Origin of the sequence: Streptomyces sp. NPDC006385 (assembly GCF_040612485.1) — a bacterium.
GTDB lineage: Bacteria > Actinomycetota > Actinomycetes > Streptomycetales > Streptomycetaceae > Streptomyces.
In genome coordinates, this window is sequence record NZ_JBEXQG010000010.1 from 187,565 (window position 1) to 211,761 (window position 24,197).

Annotated in this window: 25 protein-coding genes and 1 pseudogene; 16 read left to right on the forward strand and 10 right to left on the reverse strand. The window is 68.3% G+C overall.

The window, feature by feature from the left end:
* Positions 1-265: 265 nt before the first annotated feature.
* Positions 266-967, reverse strand: coding sequence for a hypothetical protein (locus ABZ078_RS11075; RefSeq protein ID WP_356573869.1), 702 nt, complete (start codon positions 965-967; stop codon positions 266-268).
* A 156-nt stretch (positions 968-1,123) separates the two neighbouring features.
* On the opposite strand from ABZ078_RS11075, the gene ABZ078_RS11080 reads away from it, so the two are divergent.
* The gene (locus ABZ078_RS11080; protein ID WP_356573871.1) at positions 1,124-1,312 is read left to right on the forward strand and encodes a hypothetical protein; all 189 of its coding nucleotides are present in this window, start codon (positions 1,124-1,126) and stop codon (positions 1,310-1,312) included.
* Between the two features lie 71 nt (positions 1,313-1,383).
* Positions 1,384-1,869, forward strand: coding sequence for a hypothetical protein (locus ABZ078_RS11085; RefSeq protein ID WP_356573873.1), 486 nt, complete (start codon positions 1,384-1,386; stop codon positions 1,867-1,869).
* 612 nt (positions 1,870-2,481) lie between these two features.
* Here ABZ078_RS11085 and ABZ078_RS11090 read toward each other — a convergent pair.
* Entirely contained in the window at positions 2,482-3,330 is an 849-nt protein-coding gene (locus tag ABZ078_RS11090; protein WP_356573875.1) for a hypothetical protein, read from the reverse strand.
* A 229-nt stretch (positions 3,331-3,559) separates the two neighbouring features.
* Here ABZ078_RS11090 and ABZ078_RS11095 point away from each other — a divergent pair, with 229 nt between their 5' ends.
* From ABZ078_RS11095 to dcm, 4 genes are all read left to right on the forward strand, one after another.
* Positions 3,560-4,252, forward strand: a complete 693-nt coding sequence (locus ABZ078_RS11095; RefSeq protein WP_356573877.1) for a hypothetical protein — start codon at positions 3,560-3,562, stop codon at positions 4,250-4,252.
* 18 nt (positions 4,253-4,270) lie between these two features.
* On the forward strand, positions 4,271-5,704 hold the full coding sequence (locus ABZ078_RS11100) for a hypothetical protein (RefSeq protein WP_356573932.1): 1,434 nt from the start codon (positions 4,271-4,273) through the stop codon (positions 5,702-5,704).
* Positions 5,701-7,521, forward strand: coding sequence for a DEAD/DEAH box helicase (locus tag ABZ078_RS11105; protein ID WP_356573879.1), 1,821 nt, complete (start codon positions 5,701-5,703; stop codon positions 7,519-7,521). The genes ABZ078_RS11100 and ABZ078_RS11105 overlap by 4 nt, the downstream gene beginning before the upstream one ends.
* Positions 7,522-7,659: 138 nt before the next feature.
* Entirely contained in the window at positions 7,660-9,003 is a 1,344-nt protein-coding gene (dcm, locus tag ABZ078_RS11110) for a DNA (cytosine-5-)-methyltransferase (RefSeq protein WP_356573881.1), read from the forward strand.
* Here the strand turns inward: dcm and ABZ078_RS11115 are convergent.
* A complete protein-coding gene (locus ABZ078_RS11115; protein ID WP_356573883.1) occupies positions 8,935-9,396 on the reverse strand; it encodes a very short patch repair endonuclease in 462 nt (153 codons plus the stop codon). The two genes, dcm and ABZ078_RS11115, sit on opposite strands and share 69 nt — an antisense overlap.
* A gap of 258 nt (positions 9,397-9,654) precedes the next feature.
* On the opposite strand from ABZ078_RS11115, the gene ABZ078_RS11120 reads away from it, so the two are divergent.
* A complete protein-coding gene (locus tag ABZ078_RS11120; protein WP_356573885.1) occupies positions 9,655-10,344 on the forward strand; it encodes a hypothetical protein in 690 nt (229 codons plus the stop codon).
* Between the two features lie 44 nt (positions 10,345-10,388).
* Here ABZ078_RS11120 and ABZ078_RS11125 read toward each other — a convergent pair whose 3' ends face one another.
* The 5 genes from ABZ078_RS11125 to ABZ078_RS11145 all read right to left on the reverse strand — a co-directional run bounded on the left by ABZ078_RS11125 (position 10,389) and on the right by ABZ078_RS11145 (position 15,215).
* Positions 10,389-11,411 (reverse strand): SEC-C domain-containing protein, encoded by a 1,023-nt coding sequence (locus ABZ078_RS11125; RefSeq protein WP_356573886.1) that lies wholly within the window; start codon positions 11,409-11,411, stop codon positions 10,389-10,391.
* 205 nt (positions 11,412-11,616) lie between these two features.
* Entirely contained in the window at positions 11,617-11,940 is a 324-nt protein-coding gene (locus ABZ078_RS11130) for a hypothetical protein (RefSeq protein WP_356573888.1), read from the reverse strand.
* Positions 11,937-12,077, reverse strand: coding sequence for a hypothetical protein (locus tag ABZ078_RS11135; protein WP_356573890.1), 141 nt, complete (start codon positions 12,075-12,077; stop codon positions 11,937-11,939). The genes ABZ078_RS11130 and ABZ078_RS11135 overlap by 4 nt, the downstream gene beginning before the upstream one ends.
* Positions 12,078-12,178: 101 nt before the next feature.
* Positions 12,179-13,651 (reverse strand): glycoside hydrolase, encoded by a 1,473-nt coding sequence (locus ABZ078_RS11140; protein ID WP_356573892.1) that lies wholly within the window; start codon positions 13,649-13,651, stop codon positions 12,179-12,181.
* A gap of 214 nt (positions 13,652-13,865) precedes the next feature.
* Positions 13,866-15,215 carry an ankyrin repeat domain-containing protein gene (locus ABZ078_RS11145; RefSeq protein WP_356573893.1) on the reverse strand — a complete coding sequence of 450 codons (1,350 nt, stop codon included), beginning with the start codon at positions 15,213-15,215 and terminating at the stop codon, positions 13,866-13,868.
* Positions 15,216-15,407: 192 nt separating this feature from the next.
* Between ABZ078_RS11145 and ABZ078_RS11150 the strand changes: the two genes are divergently transcribed.
* The 5 genes from ABZ078_RS11150 to ABZ078_RS11170 all read left to right on the forward strand — a co-directional run bounded on the left by ABZ078_RS11150 (position 15,408) and on the right by ABZ078_RS11170 (position 19,089).
* Positions 15,408-16,208: a class E sortase gene (locus tag ABZ078_RS11150; protein ID WP_356573895.1), complete on the forward strand. Its 801-nt coding sequence runs from the start codon at positions 15,408-15,410 to the stop codon at positions 16,206-16,208.
* A gap of 107 nt (positions 16,209-16,315) precedes the next feature.
* Positions 16,316-16,627 carry a DUF6412 domain-containing protein gene (locus ABZ078_RS11155; RefSeq protein WP_356573897.1) on the forward strand — a complete coding sequence of 104 codons (312 nt, stop codon included), beginning with the start codon at positions 16,316-16,318 and terminating at the stop codon, positions 16,625-16,627.
* A 181-nt stretch (positions 16,628-16,808) separates the two neighbouring features.
* Positions 16,809-17,528 (forward strand): YidC/Oxa1 family membrane protein insertase, encoded by a 720-nt coding sequence (locus ABZ078_RS11160; protein WP_356573899.1) that lies wholly within the window; start codon positions 16,809-16,811, stop codon positions 17,526-17,528.
* A 121-nt stretch (positions 17,529-17,649) separates the two neighbouring features.
* The gene (locus tag ABZ078_RS11165; RefSeq protein WP_356573901.1) at positions 17,650-18,507 is read left to right on the forward strand and encodes a fumarylacetoacetate hydrolase family protein; all 858 of its coding nucleotides are present in this window, start codon (positions 17,650-17,652) and stop codon (positions 18,505-18,507) included.
* 24 nt (positions 18,508-18,531) lie between these two features.
* A complete protein-coding gene (locus ABZ078_RS11170) occupies positions 18,532-19,089 on the forward strand; it encodes a Uma2 family endonuclease (RefSeq protein ID WP_356573903.1) in 558 nt (185 codons plus the stop codon).
* Positions 19,090-19,092: 3 nt separating this feature from the next.
* On the opposite strand, the gene ABZ078_RS11175 is transcribed toward ABZ078_RS11170, so the two are convergent.
* Both ABZ078_RS11175 and ABZ078_RS11180 read right to left on the reverse strand, forming a co-directional pair.
* Positions 19,093-19,617 (reverse strand): heme-degrading domain-containing protein, encoded by a 525-nt coding sequence (locus tag ABZ078_RS11175; RefSeq protein WP_356573905.1) that lies wholly within the window; start codon positions 19,615-19,617, stop codon positions 19,093-19,095.
* Positions 19,614-20,687: a Gfo/Idh/MocA family oxidoreductase gene (locus ABZ078_RS11180; protein WP_356573907.1), complete on the reverse strand. Its 1,074-nt coding sequence runs from the start codon at positions 20,685-20,687 to the stop codon at positions 19,614-19,616. The genes ABZ078_RS11175 and ABZ078_RS11180 overlap by 4 nt, the downstream gene beginning before the upstream one ends.
* Positions 20,688-20,797: 110 nt before the next feature.
* Between ABZ078_RS11180 and ABZ078_RS11185 the strand changes: the two genes are divergently transcribed.
* From ABZ078_RS11185 to ABZ078_RS11200, 4 genes and pseudogenes are all read left to right on the forward strand, one after another.
* The gene (locus ABZ078_RS11185) at positions 20,798-21,877 is read left to right on the forward strand and encodes an ROK family transcriptional regulator (RefSeq protein ID WP_356573933.1); all 1,080 of its coding nucleotides are present in this window, start codon (positions 20,798-20,800) and stop codon (positions 21,875-21,877) included.
* A 187-nt stretch (positions 21,878-22,064) separates the two neighbouring features.
* Positions 22,065-22,859 carry a hypothetical protein gene (locus ABZ078_RS11190; protein WP_356573909.1) on the forward strand — a complete coding sequence of 265 codons (795 nt, stop codon included), beginning with the start codon at positions 22,065-22,067 and terminating at the stop codon, positions 22,857-22,859.
* Positions 22,860-22,960: 101 nt separating this feature from the next.
* Positions 22,961-23,740, forward strand: a complete 780-nt coding sequence (locus tag ABZ078_RS11195) for an HAD-IIA family hydrolase (RefSeq protein WP_356573910.1) — start codon at positions 22,961-22,963, stop codon at positions 23,738-23,740.
* 121 nt (positions 23,741-23,861) lie between these two features.
* Positions 23,862-24,197, forward strand: a pseudogene (locus ABZ078_RS11200) (hypothetical protein); the annotation flags it as partial.

The window sequence follows — 24,197 nt, forward strand, 5'->3', positions numbered from 1 at the left end:
GCAGCGCGCGGAGATGGGCGGTCGTACGGGCGCGGAACGTGGTTCTGGAGTGGGGCGGCGATCAGCCGACCGCCGCCCTACTCCACTGGATGGCTGCTTACGGTCATGATCCGGACGAGTTCATCGATCGTGCTCAGTCGCGCTACGAGAATGAGGCGGCTGCCTGACGAGAACTCGTCCGCCTCCGCACCGTCGAGTGGCGATGGGGCGGACGGGTTCCGTCACTGCGGCTTCCGGGCGGGCGGCCTGATGGGGTAGAGGCGAATCAGTCCTCCTCGATCAGCGCTCCCGCAAGCTTCAACATGACATCGACTCGGTCCTCGCGTGCCAGCCGCAGCCATTCGGCGAAAATCAGGTCAACCTCGTCTCGCTCTGGCCGGCCTGCCTGCATGAGCCGGTACAGCCGTCGCCTCTCCTCGCGGCCGCTGAGGCTCAGCGTCCGCGCCAGGACGTCATCCGGGTTAGGTGACGAAGCTGATCCACCAGCCTTGATCCCGGCCATGCATTGCTGGCACTCCACGCTGAGGTTCGCGAGCTCGGTATTTATGGGCGGGGCCGGATCGATGAGGCGAACAGTGAGTACTGCCGTCTGATCGCTATCGGGATAGGGCTCGCCGGCCCGTGTGCCGCACGTCTGGCAGAGGCGGCCGGCTCGCTCGATAGCTTCTCGGCGTCGGACGGCAGGGATGCGCTGCCGGGGAGATTCCTTTGGCTGTTCACCCAGGTCGATACGGGTTCCGATCGCAGTAAGGCGGTACTGGTCCGGCTGGAGTCGGGGGTCGGTCTTGTAGTTGTCGATCTGCCAGCCCAGCTCGCGCAGATCACGCATTCGACGGTCTACCTGAGCGACGCCAGGCACGCCTTCGAACAGCTGGAACTTGGTGAAGACCGTGTCCTCGCCGAGCCCTGCCAGGAACTCGGCGACCTTTACCTTCGATGACCGCCTCACGGGGCGCTCCTCTGTCATTACTTCCTCCTGTCCGGCGTGCCTCGCTGGACTGCCGACTGTAACCCATAGCGGTGACGGCCCGAACTAATGTACCGTCGGCGCAGCAAAAATGCGCGGTCGGCCTTGTCCGGCGGCGTCCGGCAAAGACTCGACGTAGGAGGTCTGGCGGTACCGATGATGGACGTGGTGGTTGTCGTGGGAATGCTGGCGGCCGGCGTGATGGCCGTGCTCCGTGGTGCCGTCGCTCTCCTGAACTACGTTCTCGACCAGATTCCGGCGCTGTCGGCGAAGGCGGAGAGGGTCATCACCGTGCTGCGCCGCCTCCGGAATGTCTGGCGTGATGACGAGAGGGCGCCTCGGTAGGGGGTGCCCCTATGGCTTTGGGCAAGGCAAACAGGACTGCGTTGAGCCTGAGGGCCAGGCAGCATGGCGGCGTGGCTGATCTGCTGTGGGATGACGTGGAGTGCTTCTTCGCCCCGGACCTGATGGGCTCGCTGCCGGATGTGCGTGTGCCTGGCGTATCGTGGGAGGACTGGCAGGAGGTCCTCGATCTCGTCGCGGAACAGGGCTGGCAGTGCCAGTACTCCGAAGGTGAGACGGTGCTTCCGGTACCTCGGGCGGAGGCTGTGCTGTCCCGTCCGGCCGGTGCCGAGTGCCCGAACCTGCGGGTCTGGCCAGCTGCCGATGTTCTGGCGATCTCCCGTTTCCATGCCGACGATGAAGTCGACTTCGATGTCGACCTGCGGGAGTTGCAGGGGCAGGACCGACTTGATGTGTTTTGCGGCTTCTTGCGGGAGATCGGGCGACGGTTGGGCAAGCGGGTGCTGATGTATCCCGAGGGCCGCTATGGCCATCCGGTGCTCGGCTACGATCCCGAGGCTGATCGAGTCGTCCTCCTCGCGGAGCCGCTCGTCAGGTGACTGCGGCCGGCGGCTGGGGTTCGTGGAACGTGCCGGCGCGGAGGATCGCGAAGAGGATGTCGGCCCATCGTCCTCGAGGCAGAGGACTTGGGCGTAATGCCTCCCTTGGGCGGTCTTCTTGTCGTAGTAGGCCCGCGAGGCGGGATCACTCAGGGCGGCGAACTCGGCGAGGAACACCGCCCGTTCGAGCTGCGTTCTCCCCTCTGGATGGCTGTTCGCCTCGGATCGACGAGCCCAAACTGCAGGCCGCAGGGAAGACGCACGTGGGCGGCGAGGTGGGCGGCGGTTGGGAGGGTGCTGCCGTCGCCCACCTCGATCAAGATCAGTGGTCCGGCGGGACTCCCGGACCTGGTGACACCACCCCCGGATCATCAACAACGGTCGCGATCCCGGCGAGACCCTGTTGATGCAGTCCGGAAGCCAAGCCGACGGCGACGATTCGCCAGGCTGAGTGGAAGCGGGGACGCAGCAGGGCTACGGAACGTAGATGGGCGAGTCGCGTAAGGTCGCCGGACTCCGCGTCGATGCGCTTTCGTTGGCAGACCGGTGTAGCTACTCGCTAACTGATCTTGATGCTCTCGTCAGTCCTTTGATGCAACTACAGAGACGACGTCACCCCACGGCAGCACGCAGTATCGCGCCGGCGTCATCGGGCAGCCCCAACTCATGCAGAGCCAAGGCGACGTTCATCACGCTCTGGTCAGGCTGGTCCCGGGCGTATACGTGAATCAGATTGTCGGCGAGATGGTGCTGATCGAGCTCACGCAGGACTCCCAGCGTGATGGCCGTTTCTGCCGGGCTAAGCACCTCCATAGCGGTCTGCCTCAGCAAGATGAGGACCGCCTCGCTGTCGTGACTTCCTTGGCGTTGCAGGTCTTGTGCTTGCTCCGCTACCTGCCGAGCAGCCGTCTTGTCTCTCGACATCAGCTGCCGGTCCCCCCGTCGGCGGGGGACCGGCAGCTGAGTTGCGCGGGTGAGCGTCGCGAGACGCGCTTGCAAGCCGGCCCTGTCGTTCTCCAACACCTTGAGTTGCCGCCGGAGCGACTCGGCCTCAGTGCTCAGTGACGCGGCTTCGTCGGCTAGGTTGGCGCACCGGTGACAGCGTCGCTCTGCTTCAGCTGTCTCGCGCATCACCTCCAACTCTCCGAAGCTGATGCCGACAAGGCCGTCAGTGTCATCAACCGCAGCCGCGTGAAGATTCCGCACAACACTGACATCAGGGACGTAATGGCCACTGAGAAACCTGGAAAGCGAAGTGCTGGACGTTTTGATGCGCCCTGCGGCTTCTTCTTGTGTTGGCCGCGTATATACCCCTTTGTCCTGGCTACGCTCCTCGCTGCGCAGGAGACGGGCGAGACTCTGCAGAGCCTCGGCGAGCGCTCGTCTACCTGGGGAGATATCGCTCTTGATGGTCTTGTCCGGCCACGGCCTTCTGCCGCTGCCGCCCCCGCGCCGGGCCATACCGTCAGCCTCCCCAGCCAAGTTGATTGCCGCAATTGTCTCCGAGTGTGTGGCAGTGAGTCTTGCTACCTGCGCGCAAGTCGGTGATTGGGTCGACTTTCGCTCAGGTCGCGGTGTCATATGGATGAGCCGCCGAACCGCATTCGGGGGCCGCGGACCCGAGTGTGTGTTGTGCGCAACGCGTCTGGGTCAGCGCGCTGTTGCTGTGTGAGCCGACCGGAGGCGCTCAATGGTGCTGCCCTCGTGGCACGATGAAAATCTGGGAAGCATGGTGCGGGGAGCATTGTGGCTGGAGTCCGAGGTAGGTGAAGGGAACACCTTCACTAAGGCGCGGCTCCGCGCGGCCTTCCCCAACCTGTCCCAGATCGACAGGCGTCTCCGTGATCTCCGCGACTATGGCTGGCAGATCGCGACGAGCCGAGACGACCCCACGCTCAAGCAGCAGGAGCAGCGCTACGTCAAGAAGGGGGTCGAAGTCTGGATCCCTGGCCAGGCCAAGGCTCCCAAGCACAAGAGCAGCATCACCGCGGCTCAGCGCGCAAAGGTCATGCGGGGCGACAACTTCCTCTGTAGGTCCTGCGGTATCGCGGCGGGTGAGGAGTACGGCGACGGCGTCGAGCAGTCTCAGCTGAACGTGGCCCGACGCAAGGTGCTGCTGCCTGGCGGTGAGGCTGACTACCAGCTGGTCACGGAGTGCAGGCGGTGCGGTGCTGGTGGTGGCGCGGACCGGGAAGTCGACCTGGAAGCGCTGCTTGAGCTCGTGGAGGCGCTTGCTCCCATGGAACGCCGGATTTTCGCCGGCTGGATCGCCGCGGACCAGCGTTCGCTGAGCCCTCTCGACAAGGTATGGGGGATCTACCGGGCACTCCCGGCGCAGTCGCGTGCGGCTGTGGCCGAGGCACTCAATGACATGGACGACTAGAGCAGAACGGGGATCGTGATGCTGCGGGAGTTCCCGCCGCCGCCGCGAGCGGCCGAGTTCAGTGAACTGATCAAGAAGAAGGTCGAGGAGGTCAAGAGCGCCGGCGGCACGCGGGAGACCGTCACGGTCGATTGGAATGAGCAGCAGGCTCACGTCGAAGTCATCGATCTTCCGCTCGTTGGGCTGTACCTCAATCCGAGTACCCACCGGATCCGCGCTCAGCGCAGCCATGACGCGGCCCGCGACGACGCGCTTGAGGAAGACCCGTGGAGCGCTGAGAGTCAGGACTACCTGAAGTTCCTTATCCCGGGTTCGCCCACCGACCCGAACCTTCGCGACCCGGAGTTTGACAAGCTCAAGGAGAGTCTGAAGCAGTTCGGCCAGAACGACCCGGGCCTCGTGACCCACCACGGCATCCTCGTGAACGGCAACACGCGAGCCGTCGCCTTGCGGGAACTCGGCGCTCAGTCGATGCGGGTGGGGGTTCTCCCAGAGTCGTTTACCTGGGCGGACATCAATGCTGTCGAGTTGTCGCTTCAGTTGCGGAAGGACCATCGCCGCGACTACTCGTACATCAACCGTCTGCTGGCGATGGAGGAGCAGTCGTCCCTTGGGCGTACTCCAGATCAGATCGCCAAGAACTTCCGGATCCAGGTGAAGACGTACCACCAGGAACGGTGGATCCTCAGCACGATCCGGCAGTTGATCGATCGCAGCAAGAGCGGTGGGGGTGTAGCTCTGCGGCTGGTTGACTTCGAGGGGGCGCAGGAGCGTCTCAAGGAGTTGCACCGCCTGTATGTGAAGCTGGAGTCGGTTGACCGGGACCAGGCGGAGGTCCTCAAGGAGTGGCGGCTGGCTGCGATCCTTCTCGACTTCTCCAAAACGGACGTACGGCACATCGACGAGGCCTTCCTGAAAGAAGGGCTGGGGCGGAACCTGCCGACCTCGTCGACCGACGGGGACAACACTCCGGAGTCGGCCGACGCGGTGGCGATTCCAGGTCTCGATCTCACGGTTCCCGCGGCTTCCTCGGCCGTCTCCGAAGCCCGAGCATTGAACGACCGGATTCTCCGCGCCAGTGCCGCTGTGCGGAGCGGTAAGCCGGATCTGCTCGACAGGGACAAGGCGCAGGGGCAGGCCGTGCTGGACGAGGCCAAGAAGGCTTTCGATGATGCGATCGAGGCAGCCGGCCGCAGTGCCCGTCTGCGCAAGCGCAAGCAGCTGGCGCCGGCCCGCATTGCCGAGGCATGCGCGAGCATCGACCAGTGCGTGCTGGATCTGGTCCAAGCCCGTTCCTCGCACAGCCTGGACGAAGAGGCCTTCGACGAGGCAGTCCTCAAGCTCAGGGGCAGTCTCCGAAAGCTCGCGCAGCAGGCTGGACGTGGCCTCCCTAATCCCGGTGATGGAGTGGCGTGGCTGCTGGAAGCCGCGGCCGCGGAGGGCTCCCAGTGACTGACGGCGCGACCGGAACATCCCTGTATTTGGGGTTCGATGAGACGCGCACCCGCGTCATCTTGAGGACGACCGACAAGTACCAGCAGGACCTCGTCCAGATGGCCGCCCGTTTCCGTACGGGCGGTCAGCAAGGCCCGCTTGCCGCGTCCGTCGCCCTTGATGAACTCCTCGCCGACCTGACCGTCCTCCGTGGCTGGCCGCACCGGGAAGGCGTCGAGTGGGCCCCTGAGCTGGGCAACCTCGTGGCGGGAGTGGTCAGGGACGCCAACACCGTCAAGGAGCGGCTCGCCGGCGGGCAGCTTCAGGAGGAGGTAGTCGCCGATGACATCACTGACCTGCTCGGGAAGACCTGGGACGCAGAACTGAGCGAGTTCCAGCTTCGGGACATCGCGAAGCTGCTATCCCTCCAGCACGGTGCCAACTTCAGCGTCCCCGGTGCTGGCAAAACACGTGTTGCCGTCGCCGTATACGCGGCGCAGAAGACTCAGGGCAAGGTGAGCCGCCTTCTCGTGGTGTGCCCCAAGTCGGCGTATGAGTCATGGCGTTATGAGACGGCGGTGTGCTTCAGGTATCCGCTGCGCACGCATGTCCTCGACGGCTCAATGGACCAGTGGGCGGAGGTGCTGATCGTTAACTACGAGCGGTTGGACCGTTCGCTCCCTACGCTTGCCAGCTGGCTGAAGGCGGCGCCTTCCATGATCATCCTCGATGAGGCGCACCGGATGAAGCTGGGAGCGCGCGGCACGTACGGTGCGGCATGCATGGCCCTGGGACCCCTAGCTGAACGGCGCATGATTCTCACCGGGACGCCGGCGCCGAACGGCTCTAAGGACTTGGAGAACCTGCTCGGTTTTGTATGGCCGGGCCATGGCCAGCGCACGGTGGTGCAGGCGGTCGCCGGCGGAGATCTCGCCTATGCAAGCTCAGTCCTCCGTCCGCTGTTCACCAGGACGACGAAGCAGGAGTTGGGCCTTCCCCCGGTGTGGTTGGCGATGCGGTACGTCGACATGCCTCCCGTCCACCATGAGATCTACCGCTCGCTCGTGGGAGGTATGAACAACGGGAGTGCTCGGGATGACCTAAGTGCCCTCGGCAAGACAGCCCTGCGCCTCCTCATGGCGGCGACGAGTCCAGCTCTGTTGCTCGAAGGCGGGAGTCGGTACGAGCCGCTGGCTTATCAGCTACCGCCGCTCGATGTGCCGGAAGACAGCTCGCTGTACTCGCTCATGCAGAACCTGCCGGACTACGAGCTGTCACCCAAGTACAAGGAAGCGGTGGCGATCGTCGCGGAGAACGCGGCGAAGGGTCGAAAGACGCTGATCTGGACGACCTTCGTCAGAAGCTTGACCACACTGGAGCAGATGCTGAAGAAGTTCAGTCCTGCTGTCGTCTACGGAGGCACACCCGACCGGGACGAACAGCTGCGACGGTTCCGCGAGGACCCCAGCTGCCTGGTGCTGATCTCCAACCCGGCCACGCTGGGGGAAGGCATCAGCTTGCATCACGTATGCCATGACGCTGTGTATGTGGACCGTGACTTTATGGCAGGCCGGTATCTGCAGAGCGTCGACCGGATTCACCGCCTCGGTCTCGCGCCGGGCACGGAAACCAGGATTACGGTACTGGCTGCTCGGAACACGATCGACGAGGTCGTCAAGGTCCGCCTCGACCAGAAGATCGAGTTCATGGGGAGGATCCTCGACGATCCCACCGTGCGGCAGCTTGCCGATCTCCAGGAGGAGCCGTCGGTGGCTGCGGGGCTGGCGCCGAACGACATCGAGGCTCTGCTGCAGCATATGGACGGCCAGCGTTGACGCTCTAGTCAACGGCGCACCCTCGTACGCCTGGGAAGCTGGGTCAGTGAAACACTGTTGGTCTGACAGAGGCGCCACACGGGGGTGCGCGCTTCTGACAAACTTGCACCAGTTTTCAGCCACCCAGGAAGGAGCGCCATGCGCCGCAGCGGCCGACCGCGCCCGCAGTTCACCCCACCGCTGACCTCAATCGAGATCTGTGCGGGGGCGGGCGGGCAAGCCGTCGGTTTGCACGAAGCCGGATTCAACCATCTGGCGCTCGTTGAGTGGGACGGACATGCGGTGGCGACTCTCAAAGCCAACATCAGCGGTTGGCCAGGATGGAACAAGAAGCGCGCGGACGCTCTTGAGCCGATGGATGTGAAGAGATTCCTGGATTCTAAGGTTTTCGCGGACCTAGGACTCAACGAAGGCGATCTTGATCTGTTGGCTGGCGGCGTTCCCTGCCCCCCTTTCTCCCTGGCTGGAAAAAGGCTCGGTGAGGATGATGAACGAGATCTCTTTCCGGCCGCTCTCGAAATCATTGAAGCCCTGAAGCCTAAGGCTGTAATGATTGAGAACGTCCGGGGTATCCTTGAGCCGCCTGAGGTGTTCATTGATTATCGCAGGCGGATCCTAGACGACCTGCGTAATTATGGGTACGCGGTTCCGGATATCGAAGATCACTGGCTCCCCGAGAAGCAGGATATCGAGATGCGGAGTGTCTGGCGCAGGCTCGACGCGAGTGACTTCGGTGTGCCGCAACTGCGCCCGCGTGCCATCCTTGTAGCAATTCGAAGAGATATCCTCGAAAAGAATGGTGTCGATTTTGTGTGGCCGTCCTACCTGAAGGGAGGAGGGGCAACCGTCATGCAGCTCGATGAAAGTATGAAGCTCCGCTGCATGCCGTTCTGGGACAAGAATAAAGAGGGGAAGCCGGCGGCGCCTGGGGAGCGGACGGGGGAGCAGATTTACAATACCTGGCGCGGCAAGGTTCGGGAGGCTATGCAGGCGGGAAAGGGTGTTGCGCCGACGCTCGTTGGGGGGTCGAAGAAGCATGGTGGCGCAGACCTGGGACCGACTAGGGCCAAGCGCGCTTGGGAGGATCTCGGTGTCAACGCGATGGGTGTCGCGAACGATCCTGAGAAATGTGATCCCAAGAGGGATCTCTTTCGTGATCTTGGGCCTATGCTGACAGTTGACCAAGCCGCCATTATTCAAGGGTTCCCTGCGAAATGGAAATTCCAGGGTCAGAAGACTGCTCAGTATCGTCAGGTGGGTAACGCCTTCCCGCCCCCCGTCGCTGAGGCTGTTGGCCGGGCTATTGCAGCAGTTCTCCGCCCAGAGCAGAGTGAAGATCTCCTCCAAAATTACGGCATGGATCGCGACAATAATTCGGAAAAGCCTTCTTCTGGGCAATTGGCGCTTCCGGTTTCAGGTGTTTCGAAGGTTCGCGCGGCGCGCAATGACCATCGCGGCGATTTTATCCGCGCAGGTGTCTGAAGGCTCGTGCTCCCAGAAGCGGAGCACGAGCCATCCGGCTTCCTTGAGTTGCTTGTCTGTATCGCGATCCCGTTCTACGTTGCGGAGAACTTTCTCTGACCAGTAACCCGAATTTGTTCTCGGCGGTACGTAATGCTCAGGGCAACCGTGCCAATAGCACCCGTCGATGAATACGGCGACCTTTACCGGACGGAATACGAGGTCGGCCGTGCGGCGGAGTCCTGGTAGCGGTCGTGCGGCTACGCGGTAGCGCAGACCTTGGGCATGCACCAGGCGGCGGATCATCCTTTCGGGCTTCGTGTCGCGGCTGCGGATTGCTTGCATGTTGCGGCGACGGGCAGCGGACGAAGCCCAAGAACCCTCTGGCGCTTCCCACTCGGCATCTTCGGACACGCTTCAGAGGGTAGTCCGGGGTGGGGAGTGAGGGCAGGGGCCCTGTCGCTCCTTCGAGGGGGGCCTTAGACCGCGATGCTGAGCGCTTGAGGCATGGGGTGCAGGCGCTCCAACGGCGCGAGCGCATGGCGGGGGCACGCCGGGCTGGCTCAGCGGCGGCCAGCCGGTGGGCGGGAGCGTGACAGTATGGCGCGCGTTGGGGCCGCATGGTTGGGCGTTGAACTCCGTTGTCAGTGACTGCTGTTACGGTCCCCGGTCATGGCAGTCAACGACGGAATCGCATGGCTCGGCCGCCGCTGGTCGAGCTGGTCCGGGGACCCCGTCCTGGGGGACCAGGCGGGGCTCGTGTTCGCGGAAGGGGTCGCTCCGCAGGACCTGGCAGTGGTTTTCGGCGCCGTTCCCTGGGAGATCCCCGAGCCGGTGGGCGCTGAGGCCAAGGCCGTCTACGAGCGGACCCACCCCAGTACGCGCGTACCCGACGAACCTCACCTGACCGTCTACGGCGAGGAAGGCGGCTGGTCCTTCCTCGCCGGGCGCTTCGACTTTCTGGTCCACTTCCACGAAGGCTTCGCGTTACCGCAGGGAGCCGGTCGAGTCGTCCTCCTCTATCGCGTCCCCGCAAGAGGCATGTACCGCATGGTCTACTTCGAAGAGGGGCGGCCGGTCTGGAGCGGTGAGATCTACGGCTCCTTCGACATGAAGACGAAGCTGCACGGCGGACACTACTTCGACCACGCGCCGGAGATGTCCTTCCTCAACTGGGCCATGCACGAAGCGCGGTGCCGGCCCGAGGTCCGCTACGTCGACGGGCGTCCGGTCTTCGAGAACGAAGGCCTGATAACCGACTGGCAGGAGCGCTTCCTCAAGGGCTTGGAAATCGCGTTCGGGATCTCCGTGTGCCAGGAAACCTTCGACACAGGCGGTTACCCGCTGGCCGGCGTCCACTGAACCTGATCAGGGGATCACTGATCACCTGACAACCGGCGTCCTCATCACGTCAGCGGCTCCGCCCCGTGGCAGTCGCCGTACGGCTGCCCCGACCCGCACCAGCACCCCGCCCCCCGCTGAGGCGGCCAAACCACAGCCCGCCCCCTCGCCGCCAGCGTCGTCGCGTACTGCGGCAGCAGGGTCGCGTCCTCCGGGGACGTGCCCTCCGAAGCCGCGAACGCCTCGTACGACGGGACCGTCCCCGTCACGACCCCCAGGTTCGGCGTGCCCGAGGACGCCAGCTCCCGTAGCGACGCCTCTATCGTCGCCAGGTGCTGCTCATGGGAGGGGTACTCCATGGCGAGCGACGGGTACGCGGTCACCAGCTCCGTCAGCTCGTCCGCCGTCCAGTGCAGGACCGCCACCGGGAACGGCCGGGACAGGGCCTCCCGGTACGCGCCCAGTTCCGCGCGGAGGCGGGAGATCTCCGCCTCCAGTTCCGCCGGGTTGTCCGAGCCCAGGGACCAGACGCGCTTGGGGTCGTGGAGTTCGTCCAGGGAGACCGGCATCGAGTGGAGGGTGTCCGCCAGGGCGTCCCACTCGTCGTGGGCCACGCCCAGCATGCGGCGGACCCGGTGGCGGCCGAAGAGGAGCGGGTGGGTGGCGTACGGGGGCTCCGGGACGTCCGTGAGGAGGCGGAGGGTCCCCTCCGTGAAGGTCTCGTGGGCCGCCTCCAGCTCGTCGTGCGACTCCAGGGCCTCCGCGACGATCACCCATGGTGCGGGGTCCCTCGGGGAGGCGGCCCGGACGCCGTCGATGATCGCCCTCGCCTCCGCCTCGTGGCCGTACTCCCACAGGTTCGATGCCTTCAGGGCTCGGACCAGGTGCGGCTTTTCCAGGGGCGTCGACGACGACAGCAGGCGGTCGTAGAGCGCTGTCGCGGCGGGGCGGTCGCCGGACAGCTCCAGGTGGGCCGCGGCCCGGAGGAGCAGGGCCTCGGCGTCCTCGGGGTAGAGGCCGGCGGTTCGCTCCAGGCGTGCCGCCTCGGCGGTGTGGTCGACGTTTTCGGCAGGCGTGTCGGGGCGCATGGGGGACACCGTACTGCCCGTTGCTTGCGAAGGAGAGAACAGTGGGGAGAAGAAGGGGCGGATATTGCCTGGTCGAGGTGGGTGGGGGGAGGGTGGATCACGGAGTGTGGGGGGCGGGATATGGGGGGGGCGGGATGTGGGCGGCCGAGCGTGGGGCGGTGGAGCGTGGGTGGGGAGTGTGGGCGGGGAGCGTGTGCCGGTGTTCTCAGGATTTCGCCAGGCACAGCAGCACCAGGAACGGGACCGGGATCAGCACCGCCGTCGCGAGCCATCTGCCCGGGCCGTCGTCGTCGCGGGAGCGTGGGCGCAGGACGTCCACCGCCAGGACCAGTGCCAGCAGCAACGCGCCCGTCAGCGCCAGCAGGAACATCATCGGGCCCGCGTGGTCGAGGGTGTGGAAGTTGCAGTTCCGCACGTCCGGTCCGGCCATGTCGCGGATGTCCCGGCAGTCCATGGGCAGGTACTTCGTCAGGAGCCAGTACGTCGCGTAGAGCGGCATGATCGCGGGCACCCCGAGGGCGAGGTTCACCAGACCGGGAACCAGCAGGCCGCGGCGGCGCGCAGCCCGGAGCCCGGACCGGTGCCCATGCCCATGCCCATGCCCATGCCCATGTTCATGTCCATGCCCAGGCACAAGCCCATGGCCATGCTCATGCTCACGCTCATGCCCGTGTTCGTCCTCGTCCGGTTCTACGGCTGCTCCCGTCATGGGGCATAGGACGTTGCGGTGACGCCCGGGGGTTGCGTCACGTCACCCGTGTCCCGCCTCAGATCACCACCCCGTCGATCTGCAGCGTCTGCACCGCCTTCGCCGCGAACGGCACCGCCACCGACTTCCCGCTCAGGAACGTGTTCGAGTACGCCCGGTACCGGTCCCCGCCCGTCGTCACCGTGTTCCAGCGCGGGACCAGACCGCCCGAGCCGCCGGAGACCGTCGAGAAACGGGACAGGTCGAAGGTGAGGGTCTGGGCCGACGTGGACGTGTTCACCGCGACGATCACCAAGCGGCGCGCCGACGCGTCGTAGGCCGCCGCCGCATAGCTCACGCCCGTGTCGAGGATCCTCATCCCTGGGCGGATGTGGCGGCTGAACTGCGCCATCACGTAGTACTTGGTCTGGATCGTCGTCGGCTGGAGCGTGTTCGCGTCGTACGCGATCATCGCCCAGCCCGCCGACGGGTCCATGACCTGCCAGTAGCACCAGGCGGTCGGGTGCAGCCAGCGGAAGTCGTAGCAGAGGTTGGAGGCCATGGTCAGGCCGGTGCCGTCGCTGTCGCCCGTCTCCGAGTTCCACAGCTTCTTGCGGGACGTGGTCACCACGTCCGTGTAGAGCAGGTCGCGGCGGCCGCCCGAGCCCTGGTAGCCGTGCACGTTGACCTGGCTGACCAGCGCCTTGGTGGAGGAGTTGAAGGACGCCCAGGTCGAGCGGGCCGTGTCGTAGTTCGTCTCGTCGGAGGCCGCGATGCGGATGCCGGTCAGGCCCCGCTTGTCCAACTCGCCGCGCATGTACGGGAGTACGGCCGCCTGGACCGCCGGGTCCATGTGGCAGCCCTCCTGGGTGCCGGTGGCGGTCCACCAGGTCGACGCCGGCTCGTTGAAGGGGTCGACCGTCGCGAAGTTCACGCCCCAGTTGTTCCTCGCGTACAGGGCCGTCGCCGCCAGGTGGGAGGCGTGCTGGCGGTAGTTCCAGGTCTGGAGGTTGTTGCCGCCGTTCGCCGCGCCCGAGGGGTTGTGGTTGCTGCACATCCACCACATGGGGGAGTTGGCGAAGAGTTCCGTCGTCGCCCCTCGTTGTGTCGCCTTCACGAGCATCGCGCGCTGGTTGGCGTCCGCCGTCCAGTCCCAGGCCGAGGACGTGGGGTCCTCGTTGTTCCAGTTCTGCCAGAAGCCCTCGATCTGCTTGAAGGCGGGGATGTTGGGCGACTCGACCATCGACTCGCCGTCCACGCTGTTCCAACTGCACGCGCCGAGGTTGTAGCGGGCGATGTTGAGGCCGAGACCGGGCAGGGTCGTGCCGTTGTAGGTCACCGAGTTGGTGGTGAAGAAGAGGTCGGCGAAGTCGTTCCGGTTGCCGAAGACGTTGGCCCACCAGGCCAGGGACGTGCCCCAGCCCTCCCAGGTGCCGTACGACGTGCCGGGGTTGACGGCGATCGTCGCGTCCGCGTGCGCGGTGCCCGTCGCAAGGGCGCCGCCGATGAGGGCGCCGCCTGTCGCCGCCAGCAGAGTTCTGCGTCGGATCATGACTTCTCCGCTTCGCTCAACGGCCGGTCGTCGTCGAACCGGCGTCGTGGCCTGACCCGTTCATGTCGACAGGAAGCATCGGGCGTGGCCCATGAGGTTGTCGAGGGTTCCGACATCCCTTTCTCCAACCTGTGGAGGAAGTGTTCGGGGAGCCGGACGCCCCGCTGTGGAATGTCGTATTCCGTGTCGGAACCGTGCGGCTCGGCGGCAGTTGTCACGTGCCGGCCGGGTCCTCCCTCCGCCACCTCCACCGCCAGAGCTCGTCGGCCCGATGGTCGTGCTCGAAGCCGTCACCGAGCGGGCCCACCCGCTCGATCGCCTCGGCGGTGCGCGGGTCGTGGCGCCGGGCGAGACCGTAGGCGGCCTCCAGACGTACGAGTTGGTCGTCGTCGCCGAGCAACGCCGCGAGGGCGTCGGCGACGGCGGGCGCGGGGTCCGGGGAGCCGGCCAGTGCCGCCGCGGCCGCACCCCGCAGGTCGGCGTCCGGGCCCTCGGCGAGCAGCAGCAGCGCCCGGGTGATCTCCGGGAGGAGGTCATCGTCCCGGATGCTCGCCGTGCACGCCCTGAGCCGCACGCCGGGGTCCGGGTCCCGCATGAGGGCGAGCAGGGCGGCCCTGGCGGCGGGTGTGCGGGGAACGTGGTCCACGGAGAGGGCGTAGGGCACCTCGCGGCGTACGCGCGGGTCGGGATGGCCGGCGTGGCGAAGGCCGATGGCCTCCTGGTCCGGATGGTCGTGCTCGGTGAAGGCGTCGAGCACCTTCGCGAGTATCTCGCCGTCCGTTTCCTCGGCCGCCCAGGCGGCCAGGAGTGCGCTCGCCTTCTTCTCGTAGTAGGGGCTGGTGTCGAAGAACCCCCGCGTCCGCAGGTAGTCCAGCACGAACCGGCGAGGCGCCCGATCGGGGTCGTGACGATGGGCCACCACGGCGGACCAGGTCTCGAAGCTGCGGCGCTGGGTGAGGATCCAGCAGGCCGTGGACCAGTCCACATGATCCTGGTGCGGCTGCCTGACAGCGCGGGCGACCAGTTCGTCCACGGGGGTCAGCACGCGGAAGGCCCACTCCAGTGAGGTCAGGATGGCGCCGTGCCCAGCCCGCGCGACGAGGCCGCCCAGCGAGACCTGGTCCACCCAGTCGTACGCGCCGTCTTGAACCCGGACCGTCACGGCCGGACCCGTAGCGTCCGTCCTGCGCCGCAGCTCCTCGGCCGCGCCCGTCTCGTACCAGCTCCGCGCCGAGGCGAGCAGCCGCTCACGGGTGGCCTCCGGAAGCCGCAGCCTGGGTTCCTTGCCCAGCACCGCCGAGAAGACCGCCGGGGAGCCCCCGTCGAGGGCGTGCCACAGCGGCGTGGTCCCGTCCGGCAGTACCCGGTCGGGGTCCGCGCCGCCCTCCACCAGCGCCTCGGCGACCGGATCGTCGTACGCCGCCACCGCCACGCACAGCACCGGCAGCCCGTTCGCGTCCACCGCGTCCGGATCCGCGCCCGTGTCCAGCAGATCCCGTACCGCCTCGGCGTCCCCCGCCCGAACCGCCGACCTGAGCCGGCCGTCGAGTCCGCCCTCGCCCATGTTCCCGTCCCCCGTTCCGCCGCCGGACGCGCGAACGCTTCCGCGAAGGCCGACTCATCTGAGAACCCCACCGGCAGCATCCTCACACCATCCGGCCGTCTCGCAGCTCGGGGACCGGGCCGCGCACGGCTCTGGAGACCTCGCGCCGCGCCCCTTATCGTGCGGGCGGCCCCGGCCGAAGGAGGCTCACGGATGGTGCGGGTTCGCGTCGTGCGGCACAGCGGTCTTCGGCGGCGCGCATGGAGACGGCGGGTGCTGTGGGGTGGCGGGGAGGTGCTCGTCACCGTCGGAGTGGTGCTTGTGCTGCTGGTCGTCCATCAGATGTGGTGGACCAACCGGGAGGCCAGAGAGGGAGCCGAGCGGGAGGTCCGGGCGCTGGAGCGGGCGTGGGACGACGGCGACGGCCACTCCCGTACGGCCGTACCGGCGACGACGGGCGCGCCCGCGCCCGTGCCCACCTCCACCGACCCGCCCGACCCACCCGGGCGGCCCGCCGGCACCGGAGGCCGGTCCGCCGCCGACCCCGCACCGGCCGCCGACTGGTCCCGGGCCTATGCCGTCCTCTCCATCCCCCGCCTCGACCTCCGCGTCCCCGTCGCCGAGGGCGTCGGCAGGAGCGGTGTCCTCAACAAGGGCTACGTCGGCCACTACCCCGGCACCCAACAGCCGGGCCAGGCCGGGAACTTCGCCCTCGCCGGGCACCGCAACACCCACGGCGAGCCCTTCCGGTACATCAACCGGCTGGTGCCCGAGGACACCGTCCTGGTCGAGACGCGGAACGCGACGTACACGTACGCCGTCGACCAGACGCTGCCGCGGACCGCCGCCCACGACACGAGCGTCATCCGGCCGATCCCGCGCTCCACCGTCAAGCCGGCCCACGGCTACACCGAACCCGGCCACTACCTCACCCTCACCACCTGCACCCCGGAGTACAGCTCGAAGTACCGTCTGGTGGTGTGGGCCAAGCTCGTGTCCATGCGGCCCCGCTAGCGGCCGAGGCCGAGGCCGAGCCGGCGCGGCGGATCCTGTATAACGAACATGAGGACGAGCGTCGTAAGAGACGATGGACGTCAGCCGTACGAGGGGAGGGGCCGCCGGTGAGCCGTAGCCGGGCCGATCTGCGCCCCGTCGCCACGCTGCTGCTTCTCTTCCTCCAGGTCGCGCTGCTCGACACCGGCAGCCTTTCCGCGACCGTCGCGCTCGCCGCGACCGCCGCCGCCGGTTCCGCGTTCGCCGTCTGCTCCCTGCTCGCCTCGCGCGCGGCGCCCGCGGTGGCGCCCACCCGGGTGCGTACGGCCATCCGCGACCGGGCCCGCCGTACGGCCTTCCTGCCGCAGCGCGACCCCGACGCCTCGGGCCGGCCATGGCCCAGGGCGCCCGGTGACGCCCTCCCGGCGACCGTCGCGTAGGGCACGCACCGACCTCCGGGTCCCACCTCGGAGACCGACCGGCTGAGACCGAACCGGCTGAGACCGACCGGCTGAGACCGACCGGCTGAGACGCGTGACCTCGCGCGGGCCGTCATGCCGCCATGCCGCTTCCCCGGCATTTCCTGACTCCGGCACGACGAGACCCTCGGAGGGCTCAACCATGTCCGTTTTCGCCGACCTTGTTCAGCGACTGGCCGACCTGCTCCACCCGTTGTTCGGCGCCTCCGCGGCCGCCGCCGCGATCGTCCTGTTCACCGCGTTCGTACGCCTGCTCGTGCATCCGCTGTCCCGGGCCGCCGCGCGCGGGCAGAAGGCGCGGGCCGAGTTGCAGCCGAAGATCGCCGAGCTGCGCAAGAAGCACGCGAAGAACCCCGAGAAACTGCAGAAGGCCGTACTGGAGCTGCACGCCGAGGAAAAGGTGTCGCCGCTGTCCGGCTGTCTGCCCAGCCTGTTCCAACTGCCCGCGTTCTTCCTGCTCTACCACCTGTTCTCGAACACGACGATCGGCGGGGAGGCGAACGAACTGCTCACGCACCAGTTGTTCGCCGCCCCGCTCGGCGACCACTGGGCGGACGCACTGGGCGCCGGCGGGGTGTTCGGGGGCGCGGGGCTGGTGTACGTCGGGTTGTTCGTGGTCGTCGCCGGCGTCGCCGCGTTCAACTACAGCCGTACGAAGCGGATGATGGCCGCGAATCCGGTGCTGCCGGTGGGGGACGGTGACGGTCAGGCGGTGCCGGGGATGGGGGCCATGACCAAGGTCATGCCGTTCATGTCCTTCTTCACCCTCTTCACCGTGGCGGTGGTGCCGCTGGCGGCGGCGCTGTACGTGGTGACCAGCACGACGTGGAGCGCGGTGGAGCGGGCCGCGCTGTACCGGTGAGTCCTTACGGTCCAGTACGTGAACCGGGTATTGCGGAGCGGCCGCCGACCTTGGAGGATCGACCAGTCCTCCGATGGCTGCACCCGTCGGCGGGCGCCCGCGATCGAGGGAGATTGTGATCATGAAGCTGCTGCGAGTCGGTACGGCGGGTGCGGAGCGGCCCGCGCTGCTCGACGCCGAGGGGACCCTGCGGGACCTGACGGGCGTCGTGCCGGACATCGACGGACCGCTGCTCGCCGACGACGCGGCGCTCGGCCGGATCCGCGCCGCCGCGGACGCCGGTGAGCTGCTGGTGCTGGACGCGACCGGGCTGCGCGTCGGACCGCCGCTGGCCCGGATCGGCAAGATCGTGTGCATCGGGCTGAACTACCACGACCACGCCCGCGAGACCGGCGCCGAGCCGCCCGCCGAGCCGGTCATCTTCTTCAAGGCCGCGGACACGGTCGTCGGCCCGTACGACACCGTGCTGGTCCCGCGCGGCTCGACGAAGACCGACTGGGAGGTCGAGCTCGCGGTCGTCATCGGACGGACCGCCCGCTACCTGGACTCGGCCGAGGAGGCCCTCGCGCATGTCGCCGGGTACGCGGTGGCGCACGACGTGTCCGAGCGGGAGTTCCAGATCGAGCGGGGCGGGACCTGGGACAAGGGGAAGAACTGCGAGACGTTCAATCCGCTCGGGCCCTGGCTCGTGACGGCGGACGAGGTGCCGGATCCGCAGAACCTCTCGCTGAAGCTGTGGGTCAACGGCGAGCTGAAGCAGGACGGGACGACGGCCGAGCAGATCTTCCCTGTGGGGGAGGTCGTGCGGTACGTCAGCCAGTTCATGACGCTCTATCCCGGTGATGTCATCAATACGGGGACGCCGGCGGGGGTGGCTCTGGGGGAGCCCGAGCCGAAGCCTTTCCTGCGGGCTGGCGATGTCGTAGAACTGGAGATCGAAGGGTTGGGTAGGCAGCGTCAGGACCTGAAAGGTGCGTAGGCTGATGTGAGTAAGGAGGACCCTATGACCATCTCGCAGACCGAAGTGACGCTTGCGGAGTTCGAGGCGTTCGATGCTGCGGCACCGGAAGGCCTCCACGTCGAGCTGATCAACGGGAGGGTCCTCGTCACTCCGGCTCCGGACGGTGACCACGACGAGAACATGGTCTTCCTCAGGAAGCAGTTCGAGGCTCACGATCCAGAGCTGGTCCTGTACCACGAACGAGGGCTGGCCGTACCTGCGTACCGGGCGGGCCGCGCCCGCGTCGACGGTGCGGTCGCCCCGCTCGGCTACTTCAGGGGCCAACCCTCCTGGGCAGACCCTGCGGGAGTTCTCCTCGTCGTCGAGGTGACGTCGGGATGCGAGAAGGACGCCGACGTCGACCGCATCGACAAGCGTGACGCCTACGCCCAGGCCGCGCTGCCGGTCTATCTACTCGTCGACCGGCACCGCGGCGAGGTGGTCGTCCACTGGGATCCCGAGGGCGGCCACTACCAGCACGCGGGGAAGGCGGTCTTCGGAGCGAAGCTCCGGCTGCCCGAGCCCTTCGGGTTCGACTTGGACACGTCCGACCTGGCGTGACGGCTACAGGCCCAGGAACCGCTCCAGCGCCTCCACCACGAACCGGTGGTCCTGCAGCTGCGGCAACCCGCTCACCGTCACCGACCCGACCACGCCCACATCCGCCACGGTGATCGGGAACGAGCCGCCGTGCGCCGCGTACCTGTCCGGGTCCAGGCGGGAGGCGTCCTCGAACGTCGTGCCCTTGGCCCGGAAGCGGGCGCCGACGACGTACGAGGAGGTGCCGTAGCGCTCCACCACCCGGCGTTTGCGCTCGATCCAGGCGTCGTTGTCGGGGGTGGAGCCGGGCAGGGCCGCGTGAAAGAGCTGCTGGCCGGACCGGTGGATGTCGATGGCGACCGGGGCCTGGCGTTCGCGGGCCATCTCGACCAGCAGGGAGCCCAGCGCCCAGGCGTCGTCGTAGGTGAACCGGCGGAAGACCAGACGGCGTTCCTGGGCCTCCAGCTCCTCCAGGGGCGGGGTGATCTCCGGGTGGAACTTCGGGGTGATCTCCGGGTTGTGCGTCTTGTGCGCCTTGTTCGTCGTCACAGGGTCACCGCCACTCCGTCACGGGCCGAACGGCGGGCCGCCTCCAGGACGTCCAGGGCGGATGCCGCCTCCAGGGCCGTCACCGGGTTGGGGCCGCCGGTCGGCAGAGCCTTCGCCACGGCCGCATAGTAGGCGGGGTAGTCGCCGGGCAGGGTGGGTTCGACGCGGCCGCCGCCCGTCAGCGGGGACTCCCCGGCGCCCACCCGGCCCCACATCGACTCGGGCTCCGTGCCCCAGTCGCCGCCCGCGCCCGGGCGACGCCCCTCCCGCAGCGCCGCCTCCTGCGGGTCCAGGCCGTACTTCACGTAGCCCGCCTTCGAGCCCAGCACCCGGAAGCGGGGGCCGAGTTGGGCGGTCGTCGCGGAGACGTAGAGGTGGGAGCGGACGCCGTTCGCGTGCGTGAGGGCGATGAAGGTGTCGTCGTCCGTCTCGGCGCCGGCGCGGCGGACGACCGCCTCGGCGTACACCTGTGTGACCGGGCCGAACAGGACCAGTGCCTGGTCGACGACATGGCTGCCGAGGTCGTACAGCAGACCTCCGATCTCTGCCGGGTCGCCGGACTCCCGCCAGCCGCCCTTGGGTTGCGGCCGCCAGCGTTCGAAGCGGGACTCGAAGCGCCATACGTCGCCCAGCTCGCCCTCGGCCAGGAGCTTACGGAGGGTCAGGAAGTCGTTGTCCCAGCGGCGGTTCTGGAAGACGGACAGGAGCAGACCGCGCTCCTCGGCCAGCGCCGCCAGGTCGCGCGCCTCGGCCGCCGTGCCGGCGATCGGCTTGTCGACGACGACCGGGAGGCCGGCCTTCAGGGCGGCGGTCGCGAGCGGGACGTGCGTCTTGTTGGGGGAGGCGATGACGACCAGGTCGAGGTCGGCGGCCCGGGCGAGCAACGCGTCGGGCGTGGCGGCGACGCGTACGCCCGGGTGCTCGGCGCGGGCCTGCTCCTGCCGCTCCGGGTTCGACGTGACCACCGTGTCCAGGGCGAGCCCCTCGGTGGTGGCGATCAGCGGGGCGTGGAAGACGGAGCCGGCGAGGCCGTAGCCGATAAGGCCCACGCGGAGGGGAGCAGCAGTCATGGCGTCCACTTTCGCAACGCTGTTGCCAAAGTGCAAGCGCTGGGGAGAATGGGGGCGTGAACAGGACGGAAGGCGGTGTCGGCGGCGCCGCGCGACGGAGCCGCACATCAATGGAGCTGGGCGCCCTGCGCAGTCACAACACCGCGCTCGTGCTGGACCTGCTGCGCACGGCCGGCCCCGAGGGGATCAGTCGGCTCGAACTCGCCGAGCGCACCGGGCTCACCCCCCAGGCCGTCAGCAAGATCACGGCCCGGCTGCGGGAGGACGGTCTCGCGGCGGAGGCCGGACGCCGGGCCTCGACGGGCGGCAAACCGCGTACGGTGCTGCGGCTGGTGCCGGAGGCCGGGCACGCGGTGGGCGTGCATCTGGAGCGGGACGAGCTGACGGCCGTGCGCTGTGATCTGACGGGGACTGTGGTCGCGCAGCGCAGGACGCCGCTGGACCTGGGGGCCGGTGCGGAGACGGTCGTCGAGCGGACGGTGCGTGAGGTGGGGGAGCTGGTGGCCGGGGCCGGGCGGCCGGGTGCCGTGCTCGGTGTCGGGGTCGCGCTTCCCGGGCCGCTCGACCATCGCCGCGGGGTGCTGCACCGGGTCACCGGGTTCCCGGAGTGGAACGGCTTCCCGCTGCGGGACGTGCTCGCGCGGCGGCTGGCGTTGCCGGTCGTGGTCGACAAGGACACCAACGCCGCCGCCCTCGGGCTCGCGGTCGGGGGCGAGGCCGCGTCCGTCGCCTCCTTCGCCTACCTGCACTTCGGGGCGGGGCTCGGCGGCGGGCTGGTGATCGGGGGAGCGGTGCACCGGGGCGCCCGTACGGGAGCCGGGGAGTTCGGGCACCAGGTGGTCGAGCTGGACGGCCCGGCCTGCGGGTGCGGCAACCGGGGCTGCGTCGAGGCACTGTGCCTGGCCGCCGTGGCACGGGGCGACCTGGCGGAGGCGGCCCGCGTGCTCGGCACCGCCGCCGGCAACCTGGTCGCGCTGCTCGACGTCGACCTCGTGCTGCTGGGCGGCCGCACGGTCGCCGCCGCACCGCGGACCTTCGTCCGCGGAGTCGCCGCCGTCCTCGACGCACGCGCCCGGCGCGCGGGCGGGGACGCGGTACCGGTACGGGTCGCCTCCGGCGGGGAGTGCGGGGTCGCCGAGGGCGCGGCCCAACTGCTGCTGGCGCCGCTGTTCGGGCGGGCGGAGGGCTGAACGGGGCGTTGCGGGCGGGCGGAGGGGTGAGTGGGGCGTTGCGGGCGGGGACCGTACGCGTGCCTGCCGGGGTCACGGTGCGCGGGTGCGCCGCCTCGCATCGCGGCGGGCGTGGGCTGATCGAGGGGAACTGAGCGGCCGTGCGGGATGGCGCCGTCCGCAAGCCGCTCCCGTCCGGCATGGTCATGTGTTCATGCGACTGCACACACCCGCCTCCCTCTGCCTCGCAGCAGCCGCCCTCCTCGCCGCAGCGCCCCCTGTGCACGCGGAAGCCCCGGCCGACCTGCCCGGCTGTGCCACCGACGGCCGGGTCTTCCCGCTCACCACCCGGCTCCGCGGCGGCCCCGACTCCTACGCGGCCGGCGGCGGATTCGGCACCTGGTACCTGGACCTCACCAACAAGACCGGCCGGACCTGCACCGGCATCCACCCCGTCGTCGTCCTCGTCGACGGCAAACGCGCCCTTGAGCCGTCCCAGCCCCGCCTGGAGTTCTACGGCAGCCGAGGCGACGGCTCGCGCCCCCGTCCGGTCCGCTTCGAGGCCACCGACCAGGACGAACTCGTCGGCGCCTTCGACGGCTTCCCCGGCTTCACCGTCGGCCCCCGCAGCACCCTCACCGTGAAGGTCCGGCTCGCCCTCACCTCGGACGCCGTGCCGAACGAGGTCACCGCCAACGCGGCCGTCGTCCAGCGCCACGACGGAGACGGCGACTGGGTCGGCCAGTCCAACGACTACCGCTTCACCATCGAGGCCGACCGCACGGACCCGGCCACCCCGACCGACCCCGCCGACCGGGACGCCTCGGCCCACCCGGCGAGCCCCGACCCCTCGGCGACCTCCGACCCCGCCCGCAGCCGGCTCACCCTCGCCGACGAACTCGCCCGCACCGGCCTCACCTCACCCCCCGGCGTCACCTTCGCCGCCACCGCGGCCTTCCTCCTGGCCGGCGCCGCGCTGCTCGTCGCCCGCAGACGCCGCTGAGGGCGTCCGGCAAACGGGTGGCAGCCGGCCGTTCCCCGAAGATCGGACCTGTGCTTAGGCTGGGGCCCACGCAGCACATACGGCGGCAGGAGATCGCGCACATGGCAGACCGCAAGCCCATCGAGTCATGGCTCACCGATATGGACGGTGTGCTCATCCACGAGGGCGTACCGATCCCCGGAGCCGACGCCTTCATCAAGAAGCTGCGTGAGTCCGGCAGGCCGTTCCTCGTCCTCACCAACAACTCGATGTACACCCCGCGCGATCTGCACGCCCGGTTGAACCGCATGGGCCTGGAAGTGCCGATCGAGAACATCTGGACCTCGGCGCTGGCCACCGCCCAGTTCCTCGACGACCAGCGCCCCAGCGGCTCGGCGTACGTCATCGGCGAGGCCGGCCTGACCACCGCGCTGCACGACATCGGCTACATCCTCACCGACCACGACCCGGACTACGTGGTCCTCGGCGAGACCCGCACCTACTCGTTCGAGGCCATGACCAAGGCGGTCCGGCTCATCAACGCGGGCGCCCGTTTCATCTGCACCAACCCCGACGAGACCGGCCCCTCCACCGAGGGCCCGCTCCCGGCGACCGGTGCGGTGGCCGCGCTGATCACCAAGGCGACCGGCAAGCAGCCGTACTTCGCGGGCAAGCCGAACCCGCTGATGATGCGCACCGGTCTGAACGCCATCGGCGCCCACTCCGAGACCAGCGCCATGATCGGCGACCGCATGGACACCGACGTCCTGGCCGGCATGGAGGCCGGGATGCAGACGTACCTGGTGCTGACCGGCCTGACCCGGCCCGAGCAGGTGGAGAACTTCCCGTACCGGCCGTCCAAGGTCGTGGACTCGATCGCGGACCTCGTCGACCGGATCTGAAACCCCGATCGGATCCGAAACCCCCTACCCCCGCGACACGACCCGTACGGAGCAGTCCGGCCCCGCTGAGGATGCGGGGCGGGTGCCCGGGAGGGAGTCTCCAGATATCTGGAGGTTCACGATGGGATCACTGCGCGTCACTCTCTGCGCGATCGCCGCCCTCGGGGCGGTCGCCGTCAGCCCGGCGGCACACGCGACGGACGGGGGCGTCTCGGTCAGCCCCTCGTCCCCGCGCGCCGGCGGCGACATCGCGCTGCGGGTGAGCGGATGCCCGCGGCAGACGGCCATGGCCGTCTCCGCGGCGTTCGTCGCCGACGCACGCCTCACCACCGGCGGCGACGGCAGCGCTCTCGTCGGCGAGAGCCGCATCCGCTCCACGCTCAGGGCGGGCACCTACGACGTGAAGGTCGCCTGCGGAGACGCGTCCCGCACGGGCGCCCTCACCGTCGCACGGCAG